The sequence below is a fragment of the Enterobacter sp. 04-C-12-SI-ECC genome (genome assembly GCF_047530715.1).
GTDB classification, from domain to species: Bacteria; Pseudomonadota; Gammaproteobacteria; order Enterobacterales; family Enterobacteriaceae; genus Enterobacter; species Enterobacter bugandensis.
In genome coordinates this window covers 289,531-306,716 of sequence record NZ_JBLKDI010000001.1, presented here as the reverse complement: position 1 = coordinate 306,716, position 17,186 = coordinate 289,531, and the positions used below count along the sequence as shown (strand labels likewise).

Genomic DNA, 17,186 nt, shown 5'->3' with positions numbered 1-17,186 from the left:
AATTATAAGACCCGAATAATTTACAAGAGCAGTGAAACAGCCGAAACCAAACCTTTAACTTCATTCATCAGCAACTCCTTTCTCAGCTGCATCCAACTCCTGCGACGTAAGGGATTTAATTTCTTGATTCAATATACTAATAACCATAATTCTCTTTTGATCCTTAGATAAATCCGTTCTTTTTTCAACTGTTTTTAACAAAGTTGAAAGTCGCTCATCCAATGCCGTTCCATTGTAGGCGTCAATGATGGTATTTGTATGCATAAGCACCACACCCAAAACAAAGCAACCGACATAATGCACTGAATCGACATCAAACCAATTAGCAGCTATGATATTCCTGATCGTGTACACGCACATGAAAATAATATATCCAACAAAAAAACCAAATGCCGTACGAATAGGATGCCGCAAGAAGATAATGTCCAATGATTTATTCAATCGCTTTGAAACCATATCCATATCCATACTAGACATTTGGTAACTCCCCTGTAGTTTGAGTATCATCTGCAGTAGCATCCTTAATTGGATTTAGTATTTTCCGCCCTGCACCTCCTCCATCACCTGAATCAATGTCGTCGATATTCTCCCGAATAAACTTGATTAATTCGATTGCTTCAGATGTCGTCGTTCCAAAATAACCCTTTCCGACACGATAACTAACAACTTGATCTTTCAACTCAAACAAAACGTATAGCGCAACGCCAATGAAAATCGCCCAATAAGGGACACCTAAAAAAGCTATTGATATAGCACTAATCATTAGAACCAAAACAGCAATTAGTTTACACTTAAAATATTTTTTCTTCTCATTGAGCAAAAATAAATTAACTACAGTTTCGTTTTTATTGGCGTACGCACTGTCTTGCTCCGTTTTCAACATAGAATCCACAATCTCTAGATTCTTATATATCTCAGCCAATTCCTCATCGGCAAATTCCTTACTATCAAAAGCTTTCAAGTGCTCAACAGTATAACCATGCTGTTTTAAACGTCTTAATTTTGTAAAGTGTGCATATCTAACATAGATTCTATCTCGTTCTTTATTAAGATTCTCAATCTTTTCTTCCACATCATATCGCGTAGTGACAGAGAAAAAACCCTGTACTACATTCTCCACCCACAATGTAACAACCCTTAGCAATGCAAAAAACCTTGATATTATTTCACTCATTTTACCTCCTGCTAATGCTTGACATTATCGACACCGCCTTCCACATTGAATATTAAAATCGAATATAATCAAACCCTTAACCAAAACTACATTGCATTTCCAAACCATCCAATTAAAGCACAGTTTAAAAAATGCTGTTTAGGCGCAACTATACAAAAACATATTTAATTTTTGTACACAAAACTCAGCTTACACCCATAACCATATGAACGCACACTAACACTTTCACACAACTAGATACAATTTAACAATAATTGCTTAGAATGCAATAGAGTCAGCTTAAATAGGCAATGATATTTTCTTCAATCTCTCTTCTATCATCTGAACCTAATCCTAGTAACTTTCGCTCTGCATATCGCGCTTCATGTACGTGAGGGTTTGGCCGGTCTTTAAGCCCGTACTGGTGAACGCGCGCGATGCGCTGCACTTTACCTGTAAATTCCACGACAGCACTGTTTTCACGGCCAGTGGCTTTCATGTATCGGCTTGTGCGTAGCTTCTGGAACATCGCCCGTTTAATCCGCCCGGTCTTAGCCCTGAGAGGCTGACGCTTTCGCGCCTGATACGGTGAGCCATCCGGGGCTTTTTGCTGTTTGATACGTTGCTGTTGCGACTTGCGCAGCTCTAGCTATCTCACCAGCCAGCTTACGGCGCGCAGCCGGTGACAGGGCAGCAATCAGGCCATTGAGCCGGTCGTCAAAGGGCTTAAAGTCACTCATCCCATTTGCTCACCAGTTCGCCGTTGATGTAGAGCTCTTTTGACCGGGTGACGGGCTCCGGCTCAGGGGCATAGCTCACGTGCAGCGCCCCGTCTTCCTCCCTGATGAGGGTGCGCTCGATGAGCTGCAGGCTGATGCTGATATCGACACTGTCCTCGTCGTTTAAATCCATCTGGAAACGGTAGCCCTTTTTGCGCCCGTCATCGAGCGTGCAGATATCCGGCTGATGCTCACGCAGCCACGCGGCCACCGGCACGAAAATAAAATCAGGGTCGCCAACAAAATCACACACGATCACATTCAGGGTGTACATTTTCTCGTGGGACAGGGAAGCCGCGAGCCGCGCATCGATATTGCCCCCGTCGGCAAAAATGCGCATCATCTCGGGATTGGTTTTAAGCTGCGGGACGGCGTCAATTAACGCCTTGCGCAGGCTGATTGCTTTCTTCATCGAGTTTATCCTGACAGTCTTTGACGGTTTCAATTTGCAGCGCGCAGGCGGCGAGCGCGTGCTCAAGCCTGCTGATATCTGCACTCAGGTCGCCATTAACGACCGGATCGCTTACGTGAAGCGCAACATTCTGACGAGTACCTACACCCCGCACCCGTTGCTGTCACGTCAGGATTTCAGTCGCCTTGTGCTCGATTATCTGGTCTTTGCCAACGGCTATCTGGAAAAGCGTTTGAGCGTCACCGGCCAGCTCCTGAAGCTGGTAACCTCCCCGGCCAAATACACCCGCCGGGGTGTCGAGGAGGACGTTTACTGGTACGTGTCGGACTACACGCACCCGCACCAGTTCGCGCCCGGCTCGGCGTGCCATTTGCTGGAGCCCGACATCAATCAGGAGCTCTACGGGATGCCGGAATACCTGAGCGCACTCAATTCAGCCTGGCTGAATGAATCCGCCACACTTTATCCTCGCAAGTATTACCAGAACGGCGCGCACGCGGGGTACATCATGTATGTAACAGACGCTGCTCAATACAGCACCGACGTTGAAGCAATCAGAAAAGCCATGGCTAACTCGAAAGGAATGGGGAATTTTAAAAATATTTTCCTCCATGCTCCTAACGGTAAACCGGATGGCATCAAGATTATTCCGCTGAGTGAAGTCGCCACTAAGGATGATTTTTTTAACATCAAGAAGGTGATCGCCGCCGACCTGCTCGATGCGCACCGCGTACCGTTCCAGCTCATGGGCGGCAAGCCTGAGAATATCGGCTCAATGGGCGATATCGAGAAGGTGGCGCGTGTGTTCGTGCGTAACGAGCTGACGACGCTGCAGGAGCGTTTCAAAGAGATTAACGATTGGTTAGAAATGGAGGTGATCCGCTTTAAGGATTACAGCATTGAGACCGACTAAACCCAGCCAGAATGCCGCCTCCGGGCGGCACCCCCTCAGAGCGAGCCAGCCGCCGTACACGCGGCGCAACTGCGCCAACACCTCATTACCGACCGCATCCAACAGCGCGCCACCACGACGCGCACAGACGCGTAAAATAAATCCTGTCACCACGCCCGGCGCGCAGTGCTATCCCCGTCTCGCCTGCGCGCTTAACGGGTCGCTTTTCATGCAGGTGCATTGTCGTTTCTAACGCTTGCGTACCAAAGCCTTGTGTTATTAAATTTAGGGCAAAATACACATGCAAAAAAATGCACATTGATGCGATAAACGATAAGGAATTTTTATGGCCCGACCACCGAGAAATCCAGTACGTGAGATAAGCGATGCAGAAAGAACTGCGCTTGATGCAGAAATCGTTGCCATGCAAAAAATCACGGACCATCAAATCAGAGAATTTCCAGTCAGTGTTATAGTTGATAAATTCCAAACTGGACTAGAAACAGACGAAGCCGAGCTTTATATACCTGATTATCAAAGGGAATTTGTATGGAGCAACGTGCAGAAGTCTAGGTTTATCGAGTCACTGCTGTTAAATATACCCATCCCATACGTTTTCGTTGCTGATATCGGTAATGATGATGGGCGTCTAGAGATTGTTGATGGTAGCCAGCGCATAAGAACCCTTTACCATTTTTTGAATGACAAATTTGAGCTAAATGGACTGAAAAAACTCACTTCGGCAAATGGTTTCAAGTACTCCGATTTCACTCCTGCACGAAAATTGCGTTTCGACCGTAAAACAATCCGTATGATTGAGCTAACCGAACTTTGTGATGAGGAAGCGCGAAGAGAAATTTTTGACCGCCTAAATACTGGCGGTATTAAGTTGACTACAATGGAGCAACGTCAGGGGACTAATGATGGCCCATTCTTGGACTTGGTCAATCAACTATCTGAAGAGCCTATTTTCAGGAGCATTTGTCCTTTAAATGCAGCTCGCGAGCGACGTTCAGAATACCCTGAATTAGTTTTACGATATTTTGCTTATACTGATAAATATCTAGAGTTCGATAAAAGTGTTGATTCTTTCTTAACTGACTATTTAATTGAAAAAAACCGCTCTTATCGAGAAGAGCAACGAGCCTCTCTTACTGCACAATTCATGAACATGTGCCATTTCGTGATGCAACATTTTCCTAATGGCTTTAGAAAAAACGCAAATGCTAACACTGTCCCAAGAATTCGATTCGAAGCTATTTCTGTTGGTACCACGCTCGCTCTCATGCAAAACCCTCAGCTAATACCACCAGCAGTTGATGGATGGATAAACTCCCCTGAATTTATAACACATACACGTTCTGATGCGTCAAACTCAAGACCGAAAGTAAAAGCTCGAATTGAATTTGTTCGCGACAAGCTGTTAGGTGTGCCCGTGCACGATGTTATTGATGACACTGAGGAGTAAACCTCATGGTTGTAATGCAGAGCAAAATTCTTTTCGTAGAACGACGAGATGATATAGAAAAGTATTTTGATTTCGTAAAGTTTATCATTGATGACAAACCTGCTTTTTCTTTCAGAAACAAATTAACTGGCGTTGATGAAGAGAAAAAGATTGACATTGAAATGACTCATATTTTGAAAGCTAATATGTTCATTCTTTTGTATAACTTGATTGAAGCCACTGCTGCCAATGCTATTGAGGACATCCATAGCCAATTAAGCAAAAACCCTGATTTATGCGTTGATCAGCTATGTGAAAAAATCACCAAAATGGCTTTAAAGAGAATAGATAGTAATGTTGTCGGAAACATGAACTTTGCCAATGACGAAGTTGCAAAACTAGTACTTAGAGCTTGGTTAAATGAGCATGATAAATTGGTGAAAGAAAATAAAAACCCTTTATTCTCAGGGAATGTTGATGCTCGCGTCATCAGAGAAGTTGCTGATGAATATGGTTTTTCCTCAGTGACAAATGCTACACGCACACGAAATGGAGGGAATCTCGTCAAAATAAAAAAAGCAAGAAATTCCCTAGCTCATGGCTCGGAGTCATTTCTTAACAAAGGACAGGAGACATCAATTGATGCTCTTAAAGAATTGAAGGATGAAGTATTTAATTATTTAGAAGAAATTTTAGAAAATATTCAGCAGTATCTTGATGGCCAGTTGTATCTTAGGCCACCAATTATACAACCAAATCAGCAATTAGCTGTTTAGCTTTGTTCAGCTAGGTGAGTCAAAATTGATTTACCGATGACCTCACCTAGCCTAACAGGAACCGCATTTCCAATCATTCTGCCAACACTCTTCATTGAAATACCTTTTTCTGATGTGCAGAAAACATAATTTTTAGGGAAGGTTTGGAGTAGTGCAGCTTCTCGTAAAGATAGAGCTCTATTCTGCTCAGGATGACCAAAACGTCCATTCCCAAATCCATAGCACAGGGTCGTAATTGTAGGACTGGGTTTATCCCATTCCATACGACCGTATACACTGGCATAACCTTGACCACTTTCTCGAGCGTGGCAAGATGCAACTAACTCTGGGGGCCAATCTCTCCAGGTTCCGCCGGGCTTAGAGTGCATAATACGCTTCAGGTTTATTTCACTTAGTTTGCTAGCTTTATGCAAAGGATCATTGGGGTCTGTTTGACCTGCATTTAGCGTAGGCAAATTACCAATGCACTCTTTTACTGTGAGCGGAGTGTATGTATCAGGCTTTATTAACATTAATGGTGCCAACTTAGAAGCCAACAGTACATGCCTGACCCTATTTTGTGGGATACCATAATCTACGCATTCGACTTTGTCAGCCCAAATATAATAACCCATCGACCTAAGGCTATTGTAAAAATCATCATAAACTGAATGTTTTGTTACATCAGGAACATTCTCCATAGTAACTATTTCTGGCTTAACCTCTTTAATTAAACGCTCAAACTCATATAACAAAGGCCACTTCTTATCATTTTTCTTATCCTTGCCTTGAGTGTATTTTGAGAAAGGCTGACACGGAGCGCAACCGGCTAAAACTCGAATATCAGCACCCGAGAAAAACGTATCAATATCTTCTTTTGATACTAAGGATATGTCTTTTTCGATGAAGCGCGCTGAGTTATTGCTTTCATAGGCTACTCTGCAAGCACCTTCTAAATCGATACCAGCAACAACATCTAAGCCAGCAATCTCTAAGCCATGGGTTAGGCCGCCAGCGCCACAGAAAAGATCAACAACTTTAACTAGCATTTTTGTCTCCGGTTATGCACTCGTGAATTATACAGAGAGATCTGCGAAACCTCGAGCATTTTTCACCATGTTTGAGCTAATTCTCCCGTCCACTCATCAGCAGCCGGGAATTTGATTTTTTTATCGCCATAAATCACCGTTGCTCCTCGCGCCAGCGCGTCGAGTTCCCAGCGTTCCGGGATGATACCGTCCTGTGCCAAATCGAAACGAATTTTTGCGACACGCTCCCTTTCGGCTCTTGTCATACGGGCTGATGGCGCTTGCTCGCTGGTTTTGAGAGGCTTATTGCTTCTTTGCTGGCGATTTTTGCGCGGTGCGCCAGCTTTTAACGCCCCGTTAAGTACCTTCACGACGTCCGGCTCATTCCAGCCGATAACCCCGCGCTCAATCAGATTTAACACCGCTGCGGCTTGCTCAGACGGTGTAGTGGTCATAACTGGATCGCCACCGCCGGTGAGCTTTCCACAGTTATTGACAGGACTCCGAGGCGCGGCAGAGCCGCTTTTTAATTTCAAAGGCTCAACGGCCAAAACCTTTGGAACGATTCGCCATTCGGCTGTACGGGTTACATGGACACGGTGAGCCCCAAGGTGAGGGGCATAAATCCCGGCCACTCTCTCGATATCTTCCTCGTATTCGTTGACCTCATCCGTAACCTTACGAGCGACCCTGACCGCCTGAGCATCACGCGGTATGTTTGCCCCGCCCTGAGCGATGATATACAGGTCAAACTCCCCCTCATCTGCAGCCGCTCGCGCAGCCTCGACACGGTCGTCAAACTCGCTGGCAATACTCACCCCGCTCGGCAGTTTGCGGAGCTCGCGGTAAGCGCCCATCGTCGGGAGGCCAATCAGTTTAAATTGGGGGATGCGCCATGTAGACGCCCATGCGGTGACGGCTGCGGCCGTATCTTTGAGGGGCTTGCCAGTGTCGTGGTCGAGCTGGCCGTCGAGCGCGTAGCCGTCGATATTTTTGGCAATGTATTTAGCGATATAACCCGCCGCGCCGCCCTGATTAAGGTGACGTGACTCGAAACGCTGTTTTGCCGCACCCTTTTCGTGTCCGTCCTCTTTGAGGGCGTAACGACGCATAATGTCGTTAATGGCTTTACGCTGATCGGGTTTGCAAAACAGCATCATGTGCCAGTGTGGCGTGCCGTCGTGGTGCGGCTCGACAACGCGCATCCCGTAAACGTCTAAATCGTTATCTTTGAAAGCGGTGCGTATCAGGCTCCAGATTCGGCAGAGATATTCCCCTGCGCGTCCACTAGTTGACTGCGGATCAGTCATCTCGACTACAGGCAGCTTGCCCTTTTCAATCATGCCTTTAACGGCTGCAGGTGTTTTACCAATGAGGCGCGCGAATTTCTGATATGGAACCGCATCTGTTCTACTTACAAGCTAGTTGTTCATCTGCTACGATTCTCCTTTAGTGTGATTAATTGCTCTTAATGGGCTTTAATTGCTCTCACTAGATAACCCAATAAGAGCAAAACATCCCAATAGGGGCAATATTTTCTCCATAGGAGTAACCATGTCAACCCCGGTATTTGAGAAGATAAAGCTGATTAGAGAGTCAGAGAGATTAAACAAAAGGCAATTCAGTGAGTTAACAGGGATAGCGTATAGCTCTCTTGCTGGTTATGAATCCGGCGACAAAAAGCCCGGAGTTGAGCAAATCATGAAAATCCTGCAACACCCCCGGTTCACAAAGTACACGTTGTGGTTCATGGCCGATCAAATAACACCCGAAGCTGGGCAAATTGCACCGGCTCTCGCGCACTATGGACAGCAGACAACAACATCGTCCCACTCAGACCAGAAAACTGGCTAACCATCTACGGGGCTTATTTGTGCAGTAAATGCACAGTAAGTTTTTGCTATTTAAATCAGGAAATTGAAGTACGCAGTAACATCATCGGGAGGCTTTATGTCTGTTAAAAAGCTCGATGATGGTCGATATGAACTGGACATTAGACCGAGCGGGCGTAACGGAAAACGCATCCGTCGGAAGTTCTACAAGAAAAGCGAGGCGATAGCTTTTGAAAAGCATACTCAATATAACCATCACTCAAAGGAATGGCTTTCAAAACCAACGGACAAACGCCAATTGTCGGAACTGAAAGAGTTGTGGTGGAAGCTGAAAGGTAAACATGAGGAACACGGTCAATCTTATCTCAGGAAAATTGAGCGTTTCGAAACGATGACCGGAAACCCGTGCGCTTTCCAGATCACCAAGCGCCTGATAACGCAATATTATGCTCAACGCCGGGGTGAAGGTATTAAGCCAACTACCATCAACCGCGACCTAATCACGCTAGGTGGGATGTTCACAACCCTGATTGAGTCAGAGCTCTATAACGGTGAACATCCATTCAGGGGATTCAAAAAACTGAAAGAGCAGACAGCCGAAACGGGCTATCTCACTCTTGAGGAAATTGACGCCTTACTAGCTGCGCTCTCAGGTGATAATCGTAAAATTGCGGTTTTATGTTTGAGCACCGGGGCAAGATGGGGAGAAGCGGCACGGTTAATGGCGGAGAAAGTGATTCATAACCGGGTGTCTTTCGTTAAGACGAAAACCAACACACCGCGCACGGTCCCGATCTCTGATGACGTTGCGGCTTACGTAGTCGGCAAAACACGAGGCTTTCTGTTTCCTGAGGCCACTTATGCTGACTTTAGGCGAACCCTCAAAGAGGTTAAGCCCGATTTACCGGCCGGACAAGCAACACATGCGCTACGACACTCTTTCGCCACGCACTTTATGATTAGCGGGGGCAACATCATTACACTTCAGAGGATCTTAGGTCATACGAAAATTGCGCAAACGATGGTCTATGCGCACTTCGCTCCTCAGTACCTGCAGAGTGTCCACAATGTGTCCACTCCCTAGCCGCTTTTTATGGCTTTTGACTGCTAGTAGTAAAACGTGAAGCCTTGTCTGGCGCGGCTTTCCAGCTACGCCAGACATCAAAAAGGCTCCCGCAGGAGCCTTTCTTCACATCAATGCAGTGACGCTAACCGCGCCGCAAACCCGACAAACAGCAGCCCTATCAGCCCGTTCCCCAGCTTTGCCAGTTTCTTTTTGGTTTTCAGATAACGCGTAACAAACGCCCCAGAGAAGATCAGGAAGCTCATGTACATAAAGCTAATCAGCTCAAGCGTGGTAGCGAGGATCAGGAAAGAGGTCCCGGTATTTTGCGCATTCACGTCGATAAACTGCACAAAGAACGAAACGTAGAACAGAATCGCTTTTGGATTGGTCAGGCTCAGGACGAGGGAGCGTTTCATGATCGTGCTGGCAGGCTCGGTTCCGCTCTCTTGAGCATTATTCTGACGTGTGATCACCGACCAGAGCATTTTTCCGCCCAACCACAGCAGATAGAAAGCCCCGAGATAGCGCACGATATTAAAGAGTACGGGGGTCGTCTGGATCAATGCCGCAACACCCGCCCAGGCCAGGAACATCAATACCGCATCACCGATAAACACGCCGGTCGCGGCAAGATACCCTTTTTTAACACCGTGACCAATCCCCGTTTTCAGCACAAACAGGGTGTTTGGCCCGGGAACCAGCACGATAAAAAATGCGCCAACAACATACGTCCAGAAATTCAGTACGCCAAACTCCGCAAACACCTCTCCCTCCTTTTGCTAAAAATAACCGGAATATCGCCGCAATAACGATATTCGCAAAATAAGACACAATATAATCAGCGGGCACCTTGCGGTGCCCTCATGGGTTTCAGATATCCTGGACTGCGAACAGCAACGCATTGCGGTGCCGGGTCAATCCACATTTTCTGATGGCGTGGATACGCATATTGCGGCGGGATTGTGCTTCCAGCCAACGAGCCTTGCGACGACTCACCTGTCGCAACATACGCCAGCGCCCTACTTCTGTTCTACTGCGCTTCATGTCTACAACTCTTTCTCAAACAGAGCCGCCATTATAAACCCAACCCGGCAGCAAACCAGCGCTTTTACCTGGCGTTTTTATTTGCCAGATGAATCCTGATGCGTACACTCATAACAATACGCTTTCAAAAGGATTTTTTTATCTATGACAACCTTCTACACCGTGGTGAGTTGGCTGGTCATTCTGGGATACTGGCTGTTAATCGCGGGTGTGACGTTACGCATCCTGATGAAGCGCAGAGCCGTACCCTCTGCCATGGCCTGGCTTCTGATCATTTATATCCTCCCACTGGTGGGAATTATTGCCTATCTCTCTTTCGGTGAGCTTCATCTGGGTAAGCGCCGTGCCGAGCGGGCGCGCGCAATGTGGCCTTCCACCGCGAAGTGGCTTAACGATCTCAAAGCCTGTAAGCATATCTTTGCCGAGGAGAACAGCAGCGTCGCCTCCTCGCTGTTTAAGCTCTGCGAGCGCCGCCAGGGGATTGGCGGCGTTAAGGGCAATCAGCTCCAGCTTCTGACGTCGTCCGATGATGTCATGCAGGCGTTAATCCGCGATATTCAGCTGGCTCGCCATAATATTGAGATGGTGTTTTATATCTGGCAGCCCGGCGGCATGGCTGACCAGGTCGCTGAATCCCTGATGGCGGCTGCACGCAGGGGGATCCACTGCCGTCTGATGCTGGACTCCGCGGGCAGCGTGGCATTTTTCCGTAGCCCCTGGGCGGGCATGATGCGTAACGCCGGTATCGAGGTGGTTGAGGCACTGAAGGTGAATCTCCTGCGCGTGTTTCTGCGCCGGATGGACCTTCGCCAGCACCGTAAAATGGTCATGATCGATAACTATATTGCCTACACCGGCAGTATGAACATGGTTGACCCGCGCTTCTTTAAACAGGACTCCGGCGTCGGGCAATGGGTGGATCTGATGGCGCGAATGGAGGGGCCGATTGCCACCTCGATGGGCATCGTTTACTCCTGCGACTGGGAGATAGAGACCGGCAAGCGTATCCTGCCGCCACCGCCGGATGGCAATATTATGCCGTTTGAAGAGGCCAGCGGTCATACAATTCATACTATCGCCTCCGGACCAGGCTTCCCGGAGGACTTGATTCACCAGGCGCTGCTGACGGCAACCTACTCCGCGCGTGAATATCTGATCATGACGACGCCCTACTTTGTCCCCAGCGATGATCTGCTGCACGCGATTTGTACCGCAGCGCAGCGCGGCGTCGATGTCAGTATCATTCTGCCCCGCAAAAATGACTCCCTTCTGGTGGGCTGGGCCAGCCGTGCCTTCTTTAGCGAACTGCTTGCCGCCGGGGTGAAAATTTACCAGTTTGAAGGCGGTCTCCTGCACACCAAGAGCGTGCTGGTCGACGGCGAATTAAGCCTGGTGGGCACGGTTAACCTTGATATGCGCAGCCTGTGGCTAAACTTTGAAATCACCCTGGTGATTGATGACGCCGGCTTTGGCGGTGACCTGGCGGCGGTTCAGGATGACTATATCTCCCGCTCGCGGCTGCTGGATGCCAGGCTGTGGGTAAAACGTCCGTTATGGCAGCGAATAGCTGAACGACTGTTTTACTTCTTTAGTCCGTTGCTGTAAAACGTGCCCAACGATGTTAAACAGGTAGTCATCATGGAAATGGATCTGAACAATCGCCTGACCGAAGACGAAACGCTCGAGCAGGCCTATGACATTTTTCTCGAACTGGCGGTTGATAACCTCGATCCCGCAGACGTGATCCTCTTTAATCTGCAGTTCGAAGAGCGCGGCGGTGCCGAATTGTTCGACCCTTCAGAGGACTGGGCCGAACATGTAGATTTCGACCTGAACCCTGACTTCTTTGCCGAAGTGGTTATTGGGCTGGCTGATGAAGACGGCGGTGAAATTAACGACATTTTTGCGCGCGTCCTGCTGTGTCGTGAGAAAGACCACAAGCTGTGCCACATACTCTGGCGCGAATAATAAAAAAGGCTGCGATAGCAGCCTTTTTTATTTAATCCGGTAACGCGCTTCCGCAGCGGTTGCAAAACCGCGCGCTGTGTTCATGATCGGCCTGGTGGCAGTTCGGACATTTGCGCCGCTGTTTATGGTTCTGAAACGCGCTGCTCATGTGCGTGGTAATAAGCCCCGTCGGAATGGCAATTACCGAATACCCAATCAGAATCAGCACGGATGCCACAATACGTCCCAGCGGCGTATGGGGCGTTATATCGCCATACCCCACGGTCGTAACGGTCACTATCGCCCAGTAGACGGACGCGTTGAGCGTCGTGAAGCCATATTTCGGCCCTTCGATCAAATACATCAGCGCGCCAAAAACAATCATGACGATGGCAATAAACGAATAGAACAGAATAAGCTGATGGCGTGCGCTGACGATCGCACTCCAGAATACGCGCAGCGACGGCATAAAGCGCAGTAACTTCAGAATACGCAAGACCCGAATAACGCGCATCGCTCGCCAGGCGAAAACATAGTTGAGGCTGATCTCCGGCCACAGCCACATCACATAGAGCGGCAGGATCGTCGCTAAATCAATAAAGCCCCAGAAGCTAAAGACGTACTTTGCCGGGTTGGGCCAGCAAACAACACGCAGAATATACTCAGCGGTAAAGACCAGGGTAATAATAAGTTCCAGCCAGACAAACGCATGCCATTCCTCAAATGTCAGGTGATATTGCGTCCCCACACCCGATTCAATAAAGATGACCACTACGCTCAATAGCGCAAACAGCGCACACAGACCTTCAAAACGGCGTCCCGATACCGTTTCAGGATCGAATAAAAGATGATAGAGCCGCCGACGGGCTGAAGTGAATAAACGCGACACGGTAACCTCGCAAAAAAATAAGGGCTGACATCATGTCAGCCCTTGCGATTATAGCGGGTCTACTTTCAGGCAGGAAACCGCATGTCGGAAACTGCCCTCCAGCACCGGTCGCGTTTTCGCGCATTCCGGCCCGGCCATTGGGCATCGCGTGCGGAACACGCAGCCCGACGGCGGATTGATCGGCGACGGCAATTCCCCTTCCAGAAGCTGAATCGTTTTATTCTTTTCCAGATCCGGATCGGGGATCGGCACAGCCGACATCAGCGCTTTGGTATAAGGGTGCAGCGGGTTATGGTACACCTCGTCATAGGTTCCCAGTTCCACGGCATGGCCCAGATACATCACCAGCACGCGGTCGGAGATGTGTTTTACCACCGCCAGGTCGTGCGCAATGAAGATTAGCGACAGCCCCATTTCGCGCTGTAGTTTCTGAAGCAGGTTAACCACCTGCGCCTGAATCGACACGTCCAGCGCGGAGACCGGTTCATCACAAATAATCAGTTTCGGCTCAAGGATAAGCGCACGCGCAATGCCAATACGCTGACACTGGCCGCCTGAAAATTCATGCGGGTAACGGTTAATGAGGTTAGGCAACAACCCGACTTTGAGCATCATCGCCTTCACGCGGTCGCGGACTTCCTGACGCGGCATCTTTGGATGATAGGTGCGCAGCGGTTCGGCGATAATCTCACCGATGGTCATACGCGGGTTTAATGAGGCCAGCGGATCCTGGAAAATCATCTGGATATCGCTGCGCACGTCGCGCCACTCGTCAGGCTTCATGCCCAGCAGATCTTTGCCCAGCCAGGCCACTTTGCCGCCGGTGGCTTTCACCAGACCGATAATCGCACGCGCAAAGGTGGATTTACCGCAGCCGGATTCGCCCACCACGCCCAGGGTTTCCCCCTCGTACAGACGCAAGGTGACGCCATCTACCGCTTTCAGGGTCTTCGGCGGCTGCCAGAACCACTGCTTGCCATCTTTGATGTCGAAATGCACCTTGAGGTCGGCGATTTCGAGCAGCACGTTGCGTTTTTCATCTACTGCGTTCATACCAGCTCCTCCTGCGGCTTAAAGCAGGCGCGCAGACGGCCTGGGGCAAATTCTTCCAGCGGCGGCGCGCTGTTACAGATTTCCATCGCGTGCGGGCAGCGCGGCTGGAACGGACAGCCTTTCGGCAGTCGCAGCAGGTTTGGCGGGTTGCCCGGAATGGTGAGCAGGGACTCCCCTTCCGCATCAAGACGCGGCACCGCGTTCAGCAGGCCAATCGAGTACGGATGGGCTGGCTGATAGAATACGTCGCGCGCTTTGCCGTATTCCATGGTGCGCCCGGCGTACATCACAAGCACTTTGTCACAGATACCGGCAACCACGCCCAGATCGTGGGTGATCATGATAATCGCCGTGTTGAACTCACGCTTAAGCTCGTTCAGCAGGGTCATGATTTGCGCCTGCACGGTGACGTCCAGCGCGGTAGTCGGTTCATCGGCAATCAGCAGTTTTGGCCGGCACAGCAGCGCCATGGCAATCATTACGCGCTGACGCATACCACCAGAGAACTCGTGCGGGAACATGCGCATGCGCTTGCGTGCTTCCGGCATTTTTACCGCATCCAGCATTTTAACGGATTCCTCAAAAGCTTCCGCTTTGCCCAGACCTTTGTGCAGCATCAGGACTTCCATCAGCTGCTCACCGACGCGCATATACGGGTTCAGGGAGGTCATCGGATCCTGGAAAATCATTGAGATCTGTTCGGCGCGAAGCTTGTTCAGCTCGAGCTCCGGCAGGTTAAGAATTTCGCGACCGTTGAATTTCGCCGAACCGCCAATAACGCCGTTAGCGGCCAGCAGGCCCATTAACGCAAAAGCCGTCTGGGATTTTCCAGAGCCGGATTCACCCACGATCCCCAGCGTTTCCCCTTTGCTCAGGTTAAAGTTGAGATCGTTGACCGCAGTAACATCGCCGTCCGGGGTTTTAAAGGTCACGCGGAGGTCTTTAACATCCAGCAGTAGATTACTCTGCTGCTGCGCCTGTGGCGCGGTGGCCGTTTCAATAATTGTCATGACGGCGCTCCTTAACGGTCTTTCGGGTCGAGGGCATCACGCAGGCCATCGCCGATAAAGTTAAAACAAAACAGGGTAACGACCAGGAAACCCGCCGGATAAAGCAGCAGCCACGGTGAAACTTCCATCGAGTTTGCGCCGTCGCTCAGCAGCGCGCCCCAGCTGCTCAGTGGCTCCTGCGTGCCCAGCCCCAGGAAGCTGAGGAAGGATTCAAACAGAATCATGCTTGGCACCAGCAGTGAGGCATAGACCACCACCACGCCCAGCACGTTAGGCACGATATGGCGAACCACGATATTACTGGTTGATACCCCCCCTACCTGCGCCGCTTCGATAAACTCTTTGCGTTTGAGGCTCAGCGTCTGGCCGCGCACGATACGCGCCATATCCAGCCAGGAAACCATCCCGATGGCCACGAAGATCAACAGGATGTTCTGGCCGAAGAATGTCACCAGCAAAATCACGAAGAACATAAACGGGAAGGAGTTCAGGATTTCCAGGAGACGCATCATCACCGAGTCTACTTTGCCGCCAAGGTAGCCGGAAAGCGCGCCGTAAAGCGTCCCCACGATCACCGCCACCAGCGCGGCGGCGATACCGACCATCAGGGAAATACGGCCACCAATCGCCACGCGCACCAGCAAATCACGGCCGGATGAATCGGTGCCGAAATAGTGGCCGGACTCCATATCAGGCGCGCTGGACATCATGCCCCAGTCCGTATCGAAATAGGTAAATTGCGACAGCATCGGCGCCAGGGTGACAAACAGCGCGATGATCACCAGCACAACCAGGCTGGCGACCGCCGCACGGTTATGCATAAAGCGACGGCGCGCGTCCTGCCAGAGGCTACGACCTTCTACTTCCAGTTTTTCACTGAAGTTTTCCAGCGCCTCGCTGTTTTTCTTACTCAACATCATGGCGTGCTCCAGCGTTAGTAACGAATTTTCGGGTCGATAACGGCATAAAGCACATCGACAACGGCGTTAAAGAGAATGGTCAGTGCGCCCACGAGGATCGTGAGGCTCAGAACGAGCGAGTAGTCACGGTTAAGCGCCCCGTTTACGAACAGTTGACCAATACCCGGCAGGCCGTAAATTGTTTCGATAACCATTGAACCCGTAATGATGCCGACGAATGCCGGTCCCATATAGGAGAGCACAGGCAGCAGCGCCGGCTTAAGCGCGTGGCGGAAGATGATCCGGCGCATCGGCAGCCCTTTCGCGCGCGCGGTGCGGATGAAGTTTGAGTGCAGCACTTCGATCATTGAACCACGGGTAATACGCGCGATACTGGCGATGTAGGCCAGCGATAATGCCACCATCGGCAAAATCATGAACTTCAATGCCCCGCCGTTCCAGCCGCCCCCGGGCAGCCATTTCAGCGTGATGGCAAATATCATCACCAGCAATGGCGCGACAACGAAGCTGGGTATGACTACCCCGGTCATTGCCACCCCCATTACGGCATAATCCCATTTGGTATTTTGTCTGAGCGCGGCGATAACGCCTGCAGTGACCCCGAGAACGACGGCCAGAATGAATGCTGCAGCACCCAGTTTTGCCGAGACCGGGAAGCTGGAGGCCACCAGATCGTTAACGGAATAGTCTTTATATTTAAATGACGGTCCAAAATCACCGTGCGCCAGCTGCTTCAGATAATTGAAGTATTGGGTGGTGATGGGATCGTTTAAGTGATACTTCGCTTCGATGTTGGCCATGACTTCTGGCGGCAACGTACGTTCACCGGTAAATGGACTTCCCGGCGCGAGACGCATCATAAAGAAGGAAATCGTAATTAGAATAAATAACGTTGGTATCGCTTCTAAACAGCGACGCAGGATAAATTTCAACATTGCCCGTACCTTCTGGCGTGTGCC

The 17,186-nt window shown here is 49.7% G+C and carries 19 protein-coding genes and 2 pseudogenes; 7 read left to right on the top strand and 14 right to left on the bottom strand.

What is annotated here, in order from left to right; genetic code table 11:
• Positions 1 to 60 precede the first annotated feature (60 nt).
• From ACMWL8_RS01505 to lysC, 5 genes and pseudogenes are all read right to left on the bottom strand, one after another.
• Entirely contained in the window at positions 61 to 477 is a 417-nt protein-coding gene (locus tag ACMWL8_RS01505; RefSeq protein WP_131678070.1) for a hypothetical protein, read from the bottom strand.
• Positions 470 to 1,174 (bottom strand): hypothetical protein, encoded by a 705-nt coding sequence (locus tag ACMWL8_RS01500; protein WP_052682993.1) that lies wholly within the window; start codon positions 1,172 to 1,174, stop codon positions 470 to 472. Before ACMWL8_RS01500 ends, ACMWL8_RS01505 begins: the two co-directional genes overlap by 8 nt.
• A 274-nt stretch (positions 1,175 to 1,448) precedes the next feature.
• Positions 1,449 to 1,893 (bottom strand): annotated as a pseudogene (locus tag ACMWL8_RS01495) (phage virion morphogenesis protein).
• Positions 1,886 to 2,344 (bottom strand): phage tail protein, encoded by a 459-nt coding sequence (locus ACMWL8_RS01490; protein ID WP_045260676.1) that lies wholly within the window; start codon positions 2,342 to 2,344, stop codon positions 1,886 to 1,888. The pseudogene ACMWL8_RS01495 and the gene ACMWL8_RS01490 overlap by 8 nt, the downstream one beginning before the upstream one ends.
• Positions 2,307 to 2,420 carry an Rz1-like lysis system protein LysC gene (lysC, locus tag ACMWL8_RS01485; RefSeq protein ID WP_414751546.1) on the bottom strand — a complete coding sequence of 38 codons (114 nt, stop codon included), beginning with the start codon at positions 2,418 to 2,420 and terminating at the stop codon, positions 2,307 to 2,309. Before lysC ends, ACMWL8_RS01490 begins: the two co-directional genes overlap by 38 nt.
• On the opposite strand from lysC, the gene ACMWL8_RS01480 reads away from it, so the two are divergent.
• From ACMWL8_RS01480 to ACMWL8_RS01470, 3 genes are all read left to right on the top strand, one after another.
• Complete coding sequence (locus ACMWL8_RS01480; protein WP_321029303.1) at positions 2,379 to 3,257, top strand: phage portal protein; 879 nt, start codon at positions 2,379 to 2,381, stop codon at positions 3,255 to 3,257. The genes lysC and ACMWL8_RS01480 overlap by 42 nt on opposite strands.
• Before the next feature lie 325 nt (positions 3,258 to 3,582).
• Positions 3,583 to 4,704 carry a DUF262 domain-containing protein gene (locus tag ACMWL8_RS01475; RefSeq protein WP_045260677.1) on the top strand — a complete coding sequence of 374 codons (1,122 nt, stop codon included), beginning with the start codon at positions 3,583 to 3,585 and terminating at the stop codon, positions 4,702 to 4,704.
• Between the two features lie 5 nt (positions 4,705 to 4,709).
• Entirely contained in the window at positions 4,710 to 5,459 is a 750-nt protein-coding gene (locus tag ACMWL8_RS01470) for an MAE_28990/MAE_18760 family HEPN-like nuclease (RefSeq protein ID WP_045260678.1), read from the top strand.
• Here the strand turns inward: ACMWL8_RS01470 and ACMWL8_RS01465 are convergent.
• Together ACMWL8_RS01465 and ACMWL8_RS01460 are read right to left on the bottom strand one after the other, a co-directional pair.
• Entirely contained in the window at positions 5,456 to 6,487 is a 1,032-nt protein-coding gene (locus tag ACMWL8_RS01465) for a DNA cytosine methyltransferase (RefSeq protein ID WP_045260679.1), read from the bottom strand. The two genes, ACMWL8_RS01470 and ACMWL8_RS01465, sit on opposite strands and share 4 nt — an antisense overlap.
• A gap of 62 nt (positions 6,488 to 6,549) precedes the next feature.
• Positions 6,550 to 7,866 (bottom strand): annotated as a pseudogene (locus ACMWL8_RS01460) (Cox family DNA-binding protein); the annotation flags it as partial.
• A gap of 154 nt (positions 7,867 to 8,020) precedes the next feature.
• Here ACMWL8_RS01460 and ACMWL8_RS01455 point away from each other — a divergent pair.
• Entirely contained in the window at positions 8,021 to 8,320 is a 300-nt protein-coding gene (locus ACMWL8_RS01455; RefSeq protein ID WP_045260680.1) for a helix-turn-helix domain-containing protein, read from the top strand.
• Between the two features lie 96 nt (positions 8,321 to 8,416).
• Positions 8,417 to 9,382: a tyrosine-type recombinase/integrase gene (locus ACMWL8_RS01450; protein ID WP_045260681.1), complete on the top strand. Its 966-nt coding sequence runs from the start codon at positions 8,417 to 8,419 to the stop codon at positions 9,380 to 9,382.
• 110 nt (positions 9,383 to 9,492) lie between these two features.
• Here the strand turns inward: ACMWL8_RS01450 and leuE are convergent, their stop codons facing one another.
• Together leuE and ACMWL8_RS01440 are read right to left on the bottom strand one after the other, a co-directional pair.
• Positions 9,493 to 10,128 carry a leucine efflux protein LeuE gene (gene leuE / locus ACMWL8_RS01445; RefSeq protein ID WP_028013423.1) on the bottom strand — a complete coding sequence of 212 codons (636 nt, stop codon included), beginning with the start codon at positions 10,126 to 10,128 and terminating at the stop codon, positions 9,493 to 9,495.
• A gap of 106 nt (positions 10,129 to 10,234) precedes the next feature.
• Positions 10,235 to 10,408, bottom strand: a complete 174-nt coding sequence (locus tag ACMWL8_RS01440) for a YciY family protein (protein ID WP_086379783.1) — start codon at positions 10,406 to 10,408, stop codon at positions 10,235 to 10,237.
• Positions 10,409 to 10,552: 144 nt separating this feature from the next.
• Here ACMWL8_RS01440 and cls point away from each other — a divergent pair, with 144 nt between their 5' ends.
• Positions 10,553 to 12,013, top strand: a complete 1,461-nt coding sequence (gene cls / locus ACMWL8_RS01435; RefSeq protein WP_028013424.1) for a cardiolipin synthase — start codon at positions 10,553 to 10,555, stop codon at positions 12,011 to 12,013.
• Between the two features lie 33 nt (positions 12,014 to 12,046).
• A complete protein-coding gene (locus ACMWL8_RS01430) occupies positions 12,047 to 12,376 on the top strand; it encodes an HI1450 family dsDNA-mimic protein (protein ID WP_006810881.1) in 330 nt (109 codons plus the stop codon).
• Positions 12,377 to 12,407: 31 nt separating this feature from the next.
• Here the strand turns inward: ACMWL8_RS01430 and ACMWL8_RS01425 are convergent, their stop codons facing one another.
• Genes ACMWL8_RS01425 through oppB form a run of 5 tightly spaced genes read right to left on the bottom strand, consistent with a single transcriptional unit; the run spans position 12,408 to position 17,162 of the window.
• Positions 12,408 to 13,244: an ion transporter gene (locus ACMWL8_RS01425; RefSeq protein WP_045260682.1), complete on the bottom strand. Its 837-nt coding sequence runs from the start codon at positions 13,242 to 13,244 to the stop codon at positions 12,408 to 12,410.
• Positions 13,245 to 13,292: 48 nt separating this feature from the next.
• A complete protein-coding gene (gene oppF / locus ACMWL8_RS01420; RefSeq protein WP_041909608.1) occupies positions 13,293 to 14,297 on the bottom strand; it encodes a murein tripeptide/oligopeptide ABC transporter ATP-binding protein OppF in 1,005 nt (334 codons plus the stop codon).
• Positions 14,294 to 15,307 (bottom strand): ABC transporter ATP-binding protein, encoded by a 1,014-nt coding sequence (locus tag ACMWL8_RS01415; RefSeq protein WP_028013427.1) that lies wholly within the window; start codon positions 15,305 to 15,307, stop codon positions 14,294 to 14,296. The genes oppF and ACMWL8_RS01415 overlap by 4 nt, the downstream gene beginning before the upstream one ends.
• A gap of 11 nt (positions 15,308 to 15,318) precedes the next feature.
• A complete protein-coding gene (gene oppC, locus ACMWL8_RS01410) occupies positions 15,319 to 16,227 on the bottom strand; it encodes an oligopeptide ABC transporter permease OppC (RefSeq protein ID WP_028013428.1) in 909 nt (302 codons plus the stop codon).
• Between the two features lie 14 nt (positions 16,228 to 16,241).
• Positions 16,242 to 17,162, bottom strand: coding sequence for an oligopeptide ABC transporter permease OppB (oppB, locus tag ACMWL8_RS01405; protein WP_028013429.1), 921 nt, complete (start codon positions 17,160 to 17,162; stop codon positions 16,242 to 16,244).
• Between the last annotated feature and the right edge of the window lie 24 nt (positions 17,163 to 17,186).

Excerpts from the sequence above, each read along its gene's own strand:
- ACMWL8_RS01505 (WP_131678070.1), bottom strand. The coding sequence starts at position 477 with ATGTCTAGTATGGATATGGATATGGTTTCAAAGCGATTGAATAAATCA.
- ACMWL8_RS01500 (WP_052682993.1), bottom strand. The coding sequence starts at position 1,174 with ATGAGTGAAATAATATCAAGGTTTTTTGCATTGCTAAGGGTTGTTACA.
- ACMWL8_RS01490 (WP_045260676.1), bottom strand. The coding sequence starts at position 2,344 with ATGAAGAAAGCAATCAGCCTGCGCAAGGCGTTAATTGACGCCGTCCCG.
- ACMWL8_RS01475 (WP_045260677.1), top strand. The coding sequence starts at position 3,583 with ATGGCCCGACCACCGAGAAATCCAGTACGTGAGATAAGCGATGCAGAA.
- ACMWL8_RS01470 (WP_045260678.1), top strand. The coding sequence starts at position 4,710 with ATGGTTGTAATGCAGAGCAAAATTCTTTTCGTAGAACGACGAGATGAT.
- ACMWL8_RS01465 (WP_045260679.1), bottom strand. The coding sequence starts at position 6,487 with ATGCTAGTTAAAGTTGTTGATCTTTTCTGTGGCGCTGGCGGCCTAACC.
- ACMWL8_RS01455 (WP_045260680.1), top strand. The coding sequence starts at position 8,021 with ATGTCAACCCCGGTATTTGAGAAGATAAAGCTGATTAGAGAGTCAGAG.
- ACMWL8_RS01450 (WP_045260681.1), top strand. The coding sequence starts at position 8,417 with ATGTCTGTTAAAAAGCTCGATGATGGTCGATATGAACTGGACATTAGA.
- ACMWL8_RS01440 (WP_086379783.1), bottom strand. The coding sequence starts at position 10,408 with ATGAAGCGCAGTAGAACAGAAGTAGGGCGCTGGCGTATGTTGCGACAG.
- cls (WP_028013424.1), top strand. The coding sequence starts at position 10,553 with ATGACAACCTTCTACACCGTGGTGAGTTGGCTGGTCATTCTGGGATAC.
- ACMWL8_RS01430 (WP_006810881.1), top strand. The coding sequence starts at position 12,047 with ATGGAAATGGATCTGAACAATCGCCTGACCGAAGACGAAACGCTCGAG.
- oppF (WP_041909608.1), bottom strand. The coding sequence starts at position 14,297 with ATGAACGCAGTAGATGAAAAACGCAACGTGCTGCTCGAAATCGCCGAC.
- ACMWL8_RS01415 (WP_028013427.1), bottom strand. The coding sequence starts at position 15,307 with ATGACAATTATTGAAACGGCCACCGCGCCACAGGCGCAGCAGCAGAGT.
- oppC (WP_028013428.1), bottom strand. The coding sequence starts at position 16,227 with ATGATGTTGAGTAAGAAAAACAGCGAGGCGCTGGAAAACTTCAGTGAA.
- oppB (WP_028013429.1), bottom strand. The coding sequence starts at position 17,162 with ATGTTGAAATTTATCCTGCGTCGCTGTTTAGAAGCGATACCAACGTTA.